Consider the following 13,546-nt stretch of genomic DNA (forward strand, 5'->3'; position numbering starts at 1 on the left):
GACTGTGGACGCCGCAGGACTTCGCCTCAGCCCCTTGCTGAGCTGTTCAACCGCCGGATGCGGAAAACCGCACGTCCGGTGGTGTGGGAGGGGTAACGGGCGCAAGCCCGTTGCCTCCACCCAATCATTGGTTTTAGGCGACCCAAGGGGATTTACGAATGACCTCGACGAAGTTCATCGGCTTGAACCCCGGCTCCTGATCCACCAGCACATCGGTCTTCACATTACCGAATGCAGTCTGCGGACGATGGCGCAAACCGCCGGCAAAGGCGCAGATGATGCACTCCTTGAATCCCTCGCCCCGTGGATGCGCATGCACCACCGCTTCGCGCTGCACGCTGGAAAACGCCGCGTAGTCCATGCCCAGCACATCCATCTCGACGCCAGCCGTGACCAGCGCCACGGTGGGCCGCAAGTGCCCAGGCACACCCGGTGTGGTGTGCAGGGCAATCGATAACCAGACCTGTTCGATGTCGTCATCGCTCAATCCGTAAGGCTTGAGAAATGCGGCTGCCGCATTGGCGCCATCGACTTCGAAGCGCTCGTTGTCACTGCGATGACCTTGCACCAGGCCCAGGTCATGGAACATCGCGCCGACGTACAGCAACTCCGGGTTGTAGGGCAATTGCTTGCGCTCGCCACTCAGTGCGCCAAACAGGAACACTCGGCGCGAATGGTGGTAGAGCAGGTCCGATTCGATGTCGCGGATGTATTCGGTAGTGGCCTTGGCCAGTGCGCTGTCGGGGATCCTGATGCCGGCGATGGTGGTGCTCATGGAATTTTCCTCGTCGTGATGAGGGTTTCAGTCTGTTCCGGCCCCCGAAACCGGACAATCGATCCATGGCTGCGATCCCGGCCAATGAGCGTGCATATCGCGCCAACCTCGCTTGTTGTGTGTGGATTGGCTAGGGTTGGTCGCACTAAACCTGCTTTTGTGGCGAGGGGGCTTGTCGGATCGCCGCACCGCCCCGTTCGGCTGCGCAGCAGCCGCAAAACCTGTAATCGCGGTGTGCCTGATGCATTTGGGTTGCTGGTTTTAGGGGTACTTCGCACCCCAACGGGGGCAAGCCCCCTCGCCACAGGTAAGTGTCAATCCTGATTCATTGAGGGCGTTTTCAGACAATGAGTAAATCCGTTGCCATCGTGGTATTCGCCGGCGTCCAGTCACTGGATGTCACCGGTCCCATGGATGTGTTTTCCGAAGCCAATCGCTTCCTTGCCCCGCAGGATCACTATCGGCTGGAGGTGATCGGCGTCGAGCACGGGATGATGGCGTGCTCCAACGGTTTGGCACTCAATGCCCATCGGCATTTCAGCGAAGCGCTGGAGGCGTACGACTTGTTATTGGTGGCTGGCGGGCCGCAGTTGCCGTTCATGAGTTTCAGCGCGGCATTCGACATTTGGCTGCGCGACGCCTGCGCGCGGGCGCAACGGTTTGGCTCGATCTGCAATGGTGCCTTCATGCTCGCCCGGGCCGGATTGCTGGAGGAACGCACGGTCACTACCCACTGGAATGATGCGTCAGCGCTGGCGACCTTGTGCCCATCGACCCGGGTGGAGGCGGATCGACTGTACGTTGAGGACGGCAACCTGTTCACCTCGGCCGGCGTCACTGCGGGCATCGATCTGTCTCTATATCTGCTGGGCCGGGATCACGGGCCGGAAGTGGCGCTGAATGTCGCCAAGCGGCTGGTGGTGTTCACCCAGCGTTCGGGCGGGCAATCGCAGTTCAGCCCGTTCCTCACGCCTCACGCCGAACCGGATTCGGTGGTGGCGATGGTTCAGCATTACGTGCTGGCCAATCTCACTGGCGACCTGACCATCGCCGACCTGGCCAATGCCGCCAATATGAGCGCACGCAACTTCTCCCGGGTGTTCGCCAGGGAAGCGAAAGTCACCCCGGCCGAGTTCGTCGAACGCGCACGGGTCGATGCGGCGCGGGTGATGCTCGAAAGCACCCGCGCACCCCTCAAGACCGTGGCCTATCAATGCGGCTTTCGCGATGCCCAGCACATGCGCAGTGTGTTCAATCGTAGATTGGGGGTGACGCCGCAGCAGTTCAGGCTGAATTTTGCGGCGATGGTTTGAGCTGACATTTTTGTTGCCTGTGAGGGCCTCTTCGCGGGCAAGCCCGCTCCCACAGGTTTCTCTGGTGTTCACACAATTTGTGATCAGCAAAGATCCCTGTGGGAGCGAGCTTGCTCGCGATGGGGCCGGTCCAGCCAGCAAAAATCTACGGTGCAGCCCGCGCCGGCAACAGCTTCAAGGTGCTGCGGGTATTGGCCGTGACTTCTTCGTCATTGAGATGCGCCTGGAAGTACATCCCCTCGACGTAGGCCTCGGCCTGATCATCATAGTGACTGTCGAACAGCACGCCGCTCTGGCCGACCGGGTTGACGGTCAGGCTGTGGGCCGGGTCGGCGAAGTCGATCAGGCGCCGGGTCGAAGGGCCGTAGGTGACAGGCCACGGAGCCGGGCCGATCTTCGCCGAGAGGTTGTTCGGCACTTCATGGGTGCCGGGTGCGGCGAAGGGGCCGACGTTGAAGATCAGGTCCAGCGGCTTTTGTTGCCCCAGCGGATGACCATGGGTCAATGTGTGCGCCTTGCCCCACTGCCATTGCGCGAAGTCTGCACCGAGGGTGGTCTTGAGGTGCGCGATGCTGGCTTGCCAGGCCGCCTTGACCGTGTCGGCACGGGTTTCCTTGCCGAGTGTGCCGCGGTTGTCCCACCACGGCGAATCGGCGCTGGCGGCCAAGCGGGGTAACGCGGCGTCGATCACCCGGGTCGAGAGCAGCGTCTCGAAGAAATCGTTGCCCAGCTCATCGTGCATCGTCGCGTCAGTCAGGTTGAACAGAAACTGGTTGAACAACGTGGCACTGGTGGAGTCGAGCGGGTAATCGCCTTGCCACTGGGCCAGTTGCTCCACCAGTTTGAGTTCGGCGGGATCGCTCACCACTTCGCGCAACACCGGCAACAACGGCGCCAGCAAGCGCGGGCCATAGGCGGTGGTGGTGCCCAGTTGCAGCTGCTGGCTGTTTTCCAGGTTCCATTTGAGCGCTTTGTCGCTGAGCTGACGATTGAGTTGCTGGCCACGATCGGCAAGGTTGTAGTAGCCGGGAATCTCCATGCCGGTCGGTGATACCGGCTGGAAGTTGGCCGAGACGATGTAGCCCCGCGCCGGGTTTTCTTCCTGAGGGTTGGCCGTGAACGGGTAGAAACCATCCTTGTCCGCCTCGGCGGTGCTGCCGTCGAGGATGAACCACGGGCGAACCCCCGCCGGGCGCTTGGGCAATTGCGCCGCCGCCCACCAGCCGATGTCGCCCTTGGCATTGGCCCAGACCACGTTCAGGCCCGGGGCCTGGATTTTTGCTGCGGCACCACGGGCCTTGGCCAGGGTGTCGGCGCGATTGAGCTGGTAGAAGCCCTCCAGGATCGGATTCTGGCTTTCGAGAAAGGCCCACCACATGGCAATCGGTGTCTTGCCGGCGCCGCTACCCAAGGCATCGTTGACGATCGGGCCGTGGGGCGATTGGCGCAGCACCAGCGTCACCGGTGCCTGGCCCTTGACCGCGATCTGCTGCTCGCTGGTGACCATGTCCACCCACTTGCCGCGATACCAGACCTGATTGGGGTTGTCCGGATTGACCTTCTCGGCGATCAGGTCGAGGTCATCGTTCTGGAACATGGTGATACTCCAGCCGAAGTCGTGGTTCATGCCCAGGGAGGCGAATGGCATCAGGGCCTGATAGTGGCCGTAGAGTTCAAAGCCCGGCGCCGAGAGCTGCGCTTCGTACCACACCGACGGCGCGGAAAAACGGATATGCGGATCACCCGCCAGCAGCGGTTTGCCGCTTTGGGTCCGGCTGCCCGCGACGACCCAGGCATTGCTGCCCTCGAACTGTGGCAGGCCGTTGTCGGCCAGGGCTTGTTCGCTCAGGCGGGCGAGGGCGTTGAGGTCTTTCCAGTCGGCGTTGGCCAGGGAGGGTGCGGTCCCGTTGAGCACGCCTTTGGGCTGCCAGTCGAGATCGAAGATGTTCAGGTATTCAGGCCCCAGTTGATCGCGCACGAATGTCAACAAGGGTTCGGTACGAAATGCCGCAGCAAAGCTGTAGGCCATGTACCCGGCGATGCTGATGGTGTCCTGGGCGGTGAACGGGCGTTTTGGAATGCCCAGCACATCGAACTCCACGGGTTTGGCGTGGCTGTCCTGATACTGGTTGATACCGTCCAGATAGGCTTGCATGGCGATGAAGGCGGGCGACTGTTTGTCGAGGTTCGCGAAGTAGGTTTCGGCGCGTTCGCGAATGCGCAGGCTGCGCATCAGTTTGTCGGTGCCGAGCAGTTTCGGCCCGAGCACTTCAGCCAGTTCGCCACGGGCCAGGCGACGCAGGACTTCCATCTGGAACAGGCGGTCCTGGGCATGCACGTAGCCGAGGGCGCGGTACAAGTCGGTTTCGTTTTCGGCGCGGATGTGCGGGACGCCGCGCTCGTCGAAGCGCACGGTGACGGAACCTTGCAAGTGTTGCAGTTCCACCATGCCCTGGCGTGACGGCTGCTTGCTGTAGAGGTACCCGCCGGCCCCGGCAGCCAGCACGACGATCAACAGAGCGAGAGCGGTCAAGCTGCGTTTCATGGCGACTCCTTGTTGTTATTGTGATTCCTAGCGTCACTGTGTAACACAGCGCGCCAATTTGGCGCATCGCCCGTAGGAGGGATTCGTATTGCCGCGTCTTTCCCTATTTAGTTGGATCGACAGGCCACGGGCAGTAACATCCCACAGCCAATGTGTGCGTGGCACTCACCGCACGGCCTTCATCGAGCGCCTGCAGAATCGGCTCGATAAAACTGTTGCTCGAATTACAGGTAAGGCCTTCGCTGTACGGGCCGAAGTACGCCAGTTTGCCGCTGCGATCCCAGATCGCCACGGCCGGGCTGGCGGGGACCTGTTCGGAACCGGGCAGGATGTCGATGGTTTTGAGGCTGCTCAAGGTGCCCGGCAATTGGCCGTGGCTACCGGGTTTTTGCACGACATAGAATTCCACGCCATGGGGTACATAGCGCTCGACCAGTTCGGTCAGGTGTTGTTGATTGCCGACATTGCACGGGCAGGCCGGGTCCCAGAAATGTACCAGGCGGATGGCGCCAGGGCCGGCGAGGGATTCGGGAAGGCGCAGCGGATCCCCCGAAAACATCGCGGTGTGCTCGCTGAACGCTCGCAGGTAACGCCCCTGGAACCAGTTGTAGGCCGCCCACAACATGCCGGCACACACCACGGCGAGCAGGCAGGCAAACAGGGTGGCGCGAAAGGGCGAGCGCATCGGTTCAGTCCTCGAAGGTCGGCTAGCTTGCCATGCTTGCCGCGACAGAAGAATATCGCAGGCCTATAAAGTCCGTTTCACGTTCTGGAATCGTCCATGCCGGCTACTTTCGACCCTGATCTTCTACGCGCCAGCTTGCTGCCTCTGGCAGCCGGGCAGCCGTTGTCAGCACAGGCGCAGGCTTACCAGCGATTCTACGGGCTGGATTTTGCGCAGCGTCAGGTGCGCAGTGGCCTTGGGCGGTTCGAGGTCGATGGTTATGAGCTGGTCAGCCAGTTCTGGTGGCCCGAGCGGGCGAAGGCGACGCTGTTTGTCATCCACGGTTTCTACGATCACACCGGGCTCTACCGGCATGTGATCGAGTGGGCGCTGGACCAGGGTTTTGCGGTGATTGCCTGCGACTTGCCGGGGCACGGCCTGTCCAGTGGCGAACGGGCGAGCATCAAGGATTTCGCCGAGTATCAGGACGCGTTGCAAGGGTTGTTCGGCGAGGCGCAATCCCTCGACTTGCCGCAACCGTGGCACCTGTGCGGGCAGAGTACCGGCGGGGCGATCGTGATCGATCATGTGTTGAATGCGGGGACGAACAGCCCGGCCCAGGGCCAGGTGATTTTGCTGTCGCCGCTGGTACGGCCGCGGGCGTGGGGTTGGTCGCAACTGAGTTACTACCTGCTCAAGCCTTTCGTCAAAGCCATCGCCCGGCGTTTCAGCGAGAACTCCAACGACCCGGCCTTTCTGCCGTTTTTGCAAGCCGATCCGTTGCAGCCGCTGCGCCTGCCGACAGCCTGGGTGGGCGCATTGGCACGCTGGATCAAGCGTATCGAAGCAGCGCCTGCGAGCACGCGGCGACCGCTGATCGTGCAGGGCCAGGCCGACATGACAGTGGATTGGGAGCACAACCTGGACGTTTTGCGGGGCAAGTTTGATCGGCCGCAGGTGCTGATGCTGCCCGAGGCACGGCATCATCTGGCGAATGAAACGTTGGTGATGCGGCAGGAGTATTTCGGGTTTTTGACCAGGCGGATCAAGGGACGCAATCCCTAGTGCTTGTTCTGGCCCCATCGCGAGCAAGCTCGCTCCCACAGGTTTCGCGGCGATCACAAAGTTGTGGGTTGACTCAAAACACTGTGGGAGCGAGCTTGCTCGCGATAGCGGTCTATCAGTTGGTGAGGATCACTGGGCCAGGTTCGAATTGCTCTGCCCCACCGCCAACCCCGCCCGAATCGCAGCCAATGCGGCCTGATAATAAGCCTGGCCTTGCGCCGATTCGGCAAAGGTCGCGAACTCTTCCAGCTCGTCGTCCGACAGGTCGCGATAGACATACAACAGCGTGTTGTTGAGGTCGCTGCCGATCTGGTCCATCAGGCGCTGACGTTGTCCGTTCAGCATGCCCTGTGCCTGACCGGCACCGAGCAGCCCGGGAATCATCGAGCTCAAGCTATCGGCGGCGACACCCGCAATCGCCAGGCTGACTTCCGCGCCGGCCTCGCGTGCGGGCAGGGCTTGTGCCAAATGGCCGATGATCAGCAGGCGGTTGTCGCTGGCCTGCATTTTCGGCAAACCCTTGGCGTTTTTTGCCAGTTGGTCGCGACGGGTCGCCAGCAGCTCGGCGGCGACGATTTTCTTGCCCAAGGGTGATTGGAAAAACGTCAGCGCGGGTTTGGGGTTGGCGAGGTTCTTGCGCAATTGCGCTTCGGCGCGCTGGTCCATTGCCTGGGCGGAAAATCGCTGATTGCTGTTGCTGACCAGTGCCTGAAACACCGCTGGAGGCAGGCTGCCCTGGTAGCGTTGCTGAGCGGCCGAGAGGGCGTCGCTGAAATGCGCGCGTTGTTCCGGCCAGCCGGCGACCTTGTACAACTGGTCGTGGCTGTCTGCCCAGGCGGGCAATACGCAGAACATCAGCAGTGATAAAAGCAAACGGCGCATAGGGACTCCAGTCAGCAGGCGACTATTCTCCGTGCGGCATCCGTACTTGTCGAGAATTCGTATCAGCCCGCTGCGCGGCTCTGTCGGATTTGCGGGCACAGGAATACTATGCGCGGCATGCAAATATCCTCTGATCACCCGCTGCTGTTACGAATCGTCGACGATCTGGCCGAGCACGGTTGGTCGCAGCAGAATATTTTCCTGCCTCTGGATCTGACCCAGGCGCTGGCGGCCGAGTGTCGCAAGCGTGCTGTCGAGGGTGAGCTGGCTCCGGCCGCCGTGGGTCGTGGACCGTCATCGGAGATCCGCGAAGGGATTCGTGGCGACCATATCCAGTGGATCGACCCCGGCCAGGCCGAGGCTTGCGACAGTTACCTGAGTTTGATGGGCAGCCTGCGCGAGGCAATCAATCGCGGTCTGTTTCTCGGCCTGGAGGACTTCGAAAGCCATTTTGCCATGTACCCGCCCGGTGCCTTTTACTTGAAGCATGTCGACCGCTTCCGCGATGACGACCGGCGCATGGTTTCGGCGGTGGTTTACCTCAATGACGGCTGGCTTCCCGAGCACGGCGGCCAATTACGCATGTACCTCGACAATGATCGCGTCCACGACGTGCAACCTATCGGCGGATGCCTGGTGGTGTTTCTCTCCGCAGAGGTGCCCCACGAAGTCCTGCCCGCGACCCGGGATCGCCTTTCGCTGACCGGCTGGTTCCGCCGGCGCGGTAACGAGCCGTTCTGATCATGCAGAAAATTCTCGTCAGCCGCTGCCTGTTGGGTCACCGGGTTCGTTACGACGGCGGGGCCAGCGGGCCGTTCGATCAGCTTGCGCAGTGGCTCGATGAAGGTCGGGTCATACCCTTGTGCCCGGAGGTCGCTGGCGGCTTGCCGACGCCACGGGCAGCGGCGGAAATTCCAGGCGGGCAGGGCGGGCAAGTTCTCGACGGCCAGGCGCTGGTGATCACTACCGAAGGCGAGGATGTCAGCGCGCAGTTTCTGTCCGGGGCGTATCAGGCACTTGAGCTGGTCCGCGAGCATGGCATCCGCATCGCCATTCTCAAGGCCAACAGCCCGTCCTGCGGTAATCTGCTGACCTATGACGGGACATTCAGATGTGTGAAGGTCAGTGGCGAGGGCGTGACGGCGGCGTTGCTCAGGCGCCATGGGGTGCAGGTGTTCAGCGAGCTGGAGTTGGCTGAGGCGGCAGCAGCCCTGACAACACTGAGCTAACACCGAACACCCGTGTAGGAGCTGGCTTGCCAGCGAAGAGGGCGTCAAGGCCAACAAAAATGTTGACTGGAAGGCCGCCTTCGCTGGCAAGCCAGCTCCTACAGGTTATTGTTTCGGCATTACATCCGCATCCTTCTCCAACCACTTCTGCTCCAGCGCTTGCAGTCGCCCATCATTCTTGATCCGCTGCAACGCGTTTTCCAGGCTGGCATGGAACGCCGGATTACCCTTCTGAAACGGAATCGCCAGGCTCACGGCCGGGTTGGCTTTGGGCTTCTCTTCTGTCAGCGACTGCACCAGCAGAATGGAGCGCGGCTCTTCTTTTTGCGCGATCAATTGCGCATGGGTTTGAACGTAAGGTTCGCTGAAGTCGAAACGATCCTGGAGGTCCGGGGTCACTGCTATGTGGTTGATGGCGATGTCGTATTTGCCACTTTCGACGCCAGTCAGCAGATCGCTGCCGTCGGTGACGACAAAGTCGGCCCGGACATCGAGTTCACTTGCCAGCAGTTGGCCCAGTTCGACTTCGAAACCGGTGAGTTTGTCGTCATCCTTGAAATTGAATGGGGGGGTGTTGGCTTCAACGGCAATGCGCAATTCGCCCCGGTCGTTGATGTCATCAATCAGTTCGGCATGAGCCAAGGGGCTCAAAAGGGGTAGCAGGCAGATCAGGCCAGGCAGAAAGCGCATGGTCACTCCTTTGAATTTATTATCGCGACCCTCTGATTCAGGCTCGCTTTGCTATGGTTGTCGAGTGCCTTCGACAACGAATGGCCATGAAGTTGTCATGGCCACGCGAATTTTACGGAAAAACTGGAGAAGAGAATGAAAACCTTTATGTCACGTGCTGCTTTGGCTGGCCTGTTGATGGGTGTTTCAGTGCTGGCCAGTGCAACGCCGGCTCCGAAAGGCGCCGAAGTGTCCATTGTTTCTCCCAAGGACGGTGCGACGATTCCACAGACCGTCGTCGTCAAGTTCGCAGTCGAGAACATTGCCTTGGCGCCGGCGGGCGATACCACCAAGAACACCGGTCATCACCATGTGCTGGTCGATGTTGATGACGATAAGCTGCCAGCTGCCGGTGTGCCGATCCCCAAAGATGCCAACCACCTGCATTTCGGCGGTGCGCAGACCCAGGCTGAAATAACGCTCACGCCGGGCAAACACACCCTGCAGCTTGAACTGGGCGATAGCAACCACATACCGTTCGAGCCGCCGATCGTCTCCAAAAAGATCACCGTCAATGTGAAATAAAAAAGGGAGCCCCCTTCGCAGGGGCTCCCTTTTTATTACACGCAAGCTCGCCGCTGTTCTTTAGAACAGCACGCGACTGCGGATGGTGCCGTTGACGTGTTGCAGCTTCTCTTGCGCCAGGTCCGAGTATTCGGCGTCGACGTCGATCACCACGTAGCCGACCTTCTCGTTGGTCTGCAGGAACTGACCGGAGATGTTGATGCCGTTTTCGGCGAAGACCTTGTTGATCTCGCTCATCACACCCGGAATGTTCTCGTGGATGTGCAGCAGGCGGTGTTTGCCAGGGTGAGCCGGCAGGGCCACTTCCGGGAAGTTCACGGACGATACCGAGGTACCGTTGTCGCTGTACTTGACCAGTTTTTCCGCCACTTCCAGACCGATGTTGGCCTGGGCTTCAGCGGTGGAACCACCGATGTGCGGGGTCAGGATCACGTTGTCCAGGCCACGCAGCGGGCTTTCGAACTCTTCGTCGTTGGAGCGTGGCTCCACCGGGAATACGTCGATGGCCGCGCCGATCAGGTGCTTGTCCTTGATCGCGTCCGCCAGGGCGTCCAGTTCGACCACGGTGCCGCGGGCGGCGTTGATCAGGATGCCGCCTTTCTTGATGGCACGGATTTCCTTCTCGCCCATCATCCACTGGGTGGCGGCGGTTTCCGGTACGTGCAGCGAAACGATGTCGGACATCGCCAGCAGATCGTGCAGCTTGCCTACCTGAGTAGCGTTACCCAATGGCAGCTTGGTGATGGTGTCGTAGAAGTACACCTGCATCCCCAGGCCTTCCGCCAGGACCGACAGTTGAGTACCGATCGAGCCGTATCCGACGATGCCCAGCTTCTTGCCGCGGATCTCGAAGGAGTTGGCCGCGCTCTTGATCCAGCCGCCACGGTGGCAGGAAGCGTTCTTCTCAGGGATGCCGCGCAACAGCAGGATCGCTTCAGCCAGCACCAGCTCCGCTACGGAGCGGGTGTTGGAGTACGGCGCGTTGAACACGGCGATACCGCGTTCGCGGGCCGCGTCCAGGTCGACCTGGTTGGTGCCGATGCAGAAACACCCTACCGCCACGAGCTTCTTCGCGTGATCGAAGATCTCTTCGGTCAGTTGAGTGCGGGAGCGAATGCCGATGAAGTGAGCATCAGCGATCTTTTCCTTGAGCTGGGCTTCCGGCAGAGAACCGGTGAGGTACTCGATGCTGGTGTAGCCCGCCGCCTTGAGGACGTCGACAGCCGATTGGTGGACGCCTTCGAGAAGAAGGAACTTGATCTTGCTCTTATCGAGAGAAGTCTTGCTCATCTGCGTAAACCTGTATCCCGGAGAAAAATGGCAGGAAATGGTCAACAGACGCTGACCCGAGCGGCAGGAAAGCCGTCGCCGCAGAACAGCCCTTGGGCACTATCCTGCGGGGTCGGTATGCTAGCATATGCACCCCGCTAAACACTCATTCCTGCGACGTGAAGCGTTCTCAGGATGACCATGAATTGTTCGAGAGTTCTGTCGATGACCAATCCTGCCCTGATTGATGAGCTGAAGACACTGGTTGAGCCTGGCAAGGTGCTGACCGATGCCGACTCCCTGAATGCTTATGGAAAGGATTGGACCAAGCATTTCGCCCCGGCCCCGGCCGCCATCGTGTTCCCCAAGACCACCGAACAGGTCCAGGCCATTGTCCTGTGGGCCAATAAACACAAGGTGGCGTTGGTGCCGTCCGGCGGTCGTACCGGTCTTTCCGCAGCAGCGGTAGCGGCCAATGGCGAAGTGGTCGTGTCGTTCGACTATATGAACCAGATCCTCGACGTGAACCTCACTGACCGCACCGCCGTTTGTCAGCCGGGCGTGGTCACCGAGCATCTGCAGAACGTGGCCGAAGAAAAAGGCCTGTACTACCCGGTGGATTTCGCCTCGGCAGGATCGAGCCAGATTGGCGGCAATATCGGCACCAATGCCGGCGGGATCAAGGTGATTCGCTACGGCATGACCCGTAACTGGGTCGCCGGCATGAAAGTGGTCACCGGCAAGGGCGACGTGCTGGAGCTGAACCGCGACCTGATCAAGAACGCTACCGGCTACGACATGCGTCAGCTGTTCATCGGCGCCGAAGGCACCCTTGGCTTTGTTGTCGAAGCGACCATGCGCCTGGATCGCGCGCCAAAAAACCTCACCGCGATGGTTCTCGGCACGGCCGATTTCGACTCGATCATGCCGGTGCTGCACGCCTTCCAGAGCAAGCTTGACCTGACCGCCTTCGAATTTTTCTCCGACAAGGCCCTGGCCAAAGTCATGGGCCGTGGCGATGTCCCGGCGCCGTTCGAAACCGACTGCCCGTTCTACGCGCTGCTGGAATTCGAAGCGACCACCGAAGATGTAGCCAACCACGCCCTGGAAACCTTCGAGCACTGCGTCGAGCAGGGCTGGGTACTGGACGGCGTGATGAGCCAGAGCGAAACCCAGCTGCAGAACCTGTGGAAGTTGCGCGAATACATCTCCGAAACCATTTCCCACTGGACGCCGTACAAGAACGACATCTCGGTCACTGTGTCGAAAGTCCCGGCGTTCCTGAAGGAAATCGACGCGATCGTCGGCGAGCACTACCCGGACTTCGAGATCGTCTGGTTCGGCCACATCGGCGACGGCAACCTGCACTTGAACATCCTCAAGCCGGATAACCTGAGCAAGGACGAGTTCTTCGCCAAGTGCGCCACCGTCAACAAGTGGGTGTTCGAAACCGTCGAGAAGTACAACGGTTCGATCTCCGCCGAGCACGGCGTGGGCATGACCAAACGTGATTACTTGACCTACAGCCGCTCTCCGGTCGAGATCGAGTACATGAAAGCGGTCAAGGCGGTGTTCGACCCGAACGGCATCATGAACCCGGGCAAGATCTTCGCGGTTTGATCTGCAATCTTTAAGCATCCATGAAGGCAGGAGTCGGTAATGAGCTATCAGCACCAGTATGTCGACGGTACGCGTATTCATTTCCCGTTGGGGAAAGTGGTGTGCATCGGCCGTAACTACGCCGAACACGCCAAGGAACTGGATAACCCGGTACCGACCGAGCCACTGCTGTTCATCAAGCCGGGCAGTTGTGTGGTGCCGCTGGAAGGTGGTTTCAGCATTCCGACCGAGCGCGGTTCGGTGCATTACGAAGCGGAAATCGCGGTCTTGATCGGCAAGCCGTTGTCGACCAGGCCGAGCCGCGAAGAAGTGCTCGACGCCATTTCCGGCTTCGCCCCGGCCCTGGACTTGACTCTGCGCGACAAGCAGGCCGAGCTGAAATCCAAGGGCCTGCCCTGGGAAATCGCCAAGTCCTTCGACGGCGCGGCAGTGATTGCTCCGTTTGTGTCCGGTAGCGCGTTCGCCGACCTGACCGACATCGGTATCCGCCTGACCATCAACGGTGAAGTACGCCAGGACGGCAACAGCAGTGCAATGCTCAACCCGATCGTGCCGATGATCCAGCACATGGCCGGCTGCTTCTCGCTGCAGGCCGGCGATGTGATTCTGACGGGCACACCAGTGGGCGTCGGTCCGCTGAATGTCGGTGACGAGATCGTTCTGGAACTGCCGGGCGTAAGCCGCTTCACCAGTAGCGTCCGCTAGTCCAGACACTGCCAAACCCTGTGGGAGCGAGCTTGCTCCGGGCGGCGTTCCGACGATTGCGGTGTGTCATTCAACATCTTCGCTGACTGACACTGCCTCATCGCGAGCAAGCTCGCTCCCAGTGTGCCCGGCATGGGCCAAAACCAGTCACCTGAAAAGTGGTGACCAGAATGAGTGACGAGAACTGTAGTGAAACGCAAGGGGGAAGCCGCGAGGCCAACCTGA

At 60.5% G+C, this 13,546-nt stretch carries 13 protein-coding genes; 7 read left to right on the forward strand and 6 right to left on the reverse strand.

Going from position 1 to position 13,546, the window contains the following annotated elements; genetic code table 11:
• Positions 1-133: 133 nt before the first annotated feature.
• Positions 134-775, reverse strand: coding sequence for an HD domain-containing protein (locus KGA81_RS29635; protein ID WP_223551195.1), 642 nt, complete (start codon positions 773-775; stop codon positions 134-136).
• A gap of 347 nt (positions 776-1,122) precedes the next feature.
• Here KGA81_RS29635 and KGA81_RS29640 point away from each other — a divergent pair, with 347 nt between their 5' ends.
• Complete coding sequence (locus tag KGA81_RS29640) at positions 1,123-2,088, forward strand: GlxA family transcriptional regulator (RefSeq protein WP_223551197.1); 966 nt, start codon at positions 1,123-1,125, stop codon at positions 2,086-2,088.
• A gap of 145 nt (positions 2,089-2,233) precedes the next feature.
• Here the strand turns inward: KGA81_RS29640 and KGA81_RS29645 are convergent, their stop codons facing one another.
• Entirely contained in the window at positions 2,234-4,633 is a 2,400-nt protein-coding gene (locus tag KGA81_RS29645; RefSeq protein ID WP_223551200.1) for a penicillin acylase family protein, read from the reverse strand.
• Between the two features lie 103 nt (positions 4,634-4,736).
• Positions 4,737-5,318: a DUF6436 domain-containing protein gene (locus KGA81_RS29650; protein ID WP_223551202.1), complete on the reverse strand. Its 582-nt coding sequence runs from the start codon at positions 5,316-5,318 to the stop codon at positions 4,737-4,739.
• 96 nt (positions 5,319-5,414) lie between these two features.
• On the opposite strand from KGA81_RS29650, the gene KGA81_RS29655 reads away from it, so the two are divergent.
• Positions 5,415-6,362, forward strand: coding sequence for an alpha/beta hydrolase (locus KGA81_RS29655; protein WP_223551205.1), 948 nt, complete (start codon positions 5,415-5,417; stop codon positions 6,360-6,362).
• 129 nt (positions 6,363-6,491) lie between these two features.
• Here the strand turns inward: KGA81_RS29655 and KGA81_RS29660 are convergent, their stop codons facing one another.
• Positions 6,492-7,244 carry a DUF2059 domain-containing protein gene (locus KGA81_RS29660; RefSeq protein ID WP_223551207.1) on the reverse strand — a complete coding sequence of 251 codons (753 nt, stop codon included), beginning with the start codon at positions 7,242-7,244 and terminating at the stop codon, positions 6,492-6,494.
• A gap of 108 nt (positions 7,245-7,352) precedes the next feature.
• Between KGA81_RS29660 and KGA81_RS29665 the strand changes: the two genes are divergently transcribed.
• Both KGA81_RS29665 and KGA81_RS29670 read left to right on the forward strand, forming a co-directional pair.
• Entirely contained in the window at positions 7,353-7,985 is a 633-nt protein-coding gene (locus tag KGA81_RS29665) for a 2OG-Fe(II) oxygenase (RefSeq protein ID WP_223551210.1), read from the forward strand.
• A 2-nt stretch (positions 7,986-7,987) separates the two neighbouring features.
• Positions 7,988-8,473 carry a DUF523 domain-containing protein gene (locus KGA81_RS29670; RefSeq protein ID WP_223551212.1) on the forward strand — a complete coding sequence of 162 codons (486 nt, stop codon included), beginning with the start codon at positions 7,988-7,990 and terminating at the stop codon, positions 8,471-8,473.
• Positions 8,474-8,578: 105 nt separating this feature from the next.
• Here the strand turns inward: KGA81_RS29670 and KGA81_RS29675 are convergent, their stop codons facing one another.
• Complete coding sequence (locus KGA81_RS29675; protein WP_223551214.1) at positions 8,579-9,163, reverse strand: transporter substrate-binding domain-containing protein; 585 nt, start codon at positions 9,161-9,163, stop codon at positions 8,579-8,581.
• Between the two features lie 135 nt (positions 9,164-9,298).
• On the opposite strand from KGA81_RS29675, the gene KGA81_RS29680 reads away from it, so the two are divergent.
• Positions 9,299-9,727 carry a DUF4399 domain-containing protein gene (locus KGA81_RS29680; RefSeq protein WP_223551216.1) on the forward strand — a complete coding sequence of 143 codons (429 nt, stop codon included), beginning with the start codon at positions 9,299-9,301 and terminating at the stop codon, positions 9,725-9,727.
• A gap of 60 nt (positions 9,728-9,787) precedes the next feature.
• Here the strand turns inward: KGA81_RS29680 and serA are convergent, their stop codons facing one another.
• Positions 9,788-11,017 carry a phosphoglycerate dehydrogenase gene (gene serA, locus KGA81_RS29685; RefSeq protein ID WP_223551219.1) on the reverse strand — a complete coding sequence of 410 codons (1,230 nt, stop codon included), beginning with the start codon at positions 11,015-11,017 and terminating at the stop codon, positions 9,788-9,790.
• 204 nt (positions 11,018-11,221) lie between these two features.
• Between serA and KGA81_RS29690 the strand changes: the two genes are divergently transcribed.
• Positions 11,222-12,616 carry an FAD-binding oxidoreductase gene (locus tag KGA81_RS29690; RefSeq protein ID WP_223551221.1) on the forward strand — a complete coding sequence of 465 codons (1,395 nt, stop codon included), beginning with the start codon at positions 11,222-11,224 and terminating at the stop codon, positions 12,614-12,616.
• Between the two features lie 39 nt (positions 12,617-12,655).
• Positions 12,656-13,321, forward strand: a complete 666-nt coding sequence (locus KGA81_RS29695; RefSeq protein ID WP_223551223.1) for a fumarylacetoacetate hydrolase family protein — start codon at positions 12,656-12,658, stop codon at positions 13,319-13,321.
• The last annotated feature ends 225 nt before the right edge of the window (positions 13,322-13,546 follow it).

Source organism: Pseudomonas sp. A-B-19 (assembly GCF_019947515.1).
Classification (GTDB): Bacteria; Pseudomonadota; Gammaproteobacteria; order Pseudomonadales; family Pseudomonadaceae; genus Aquipseudomonas.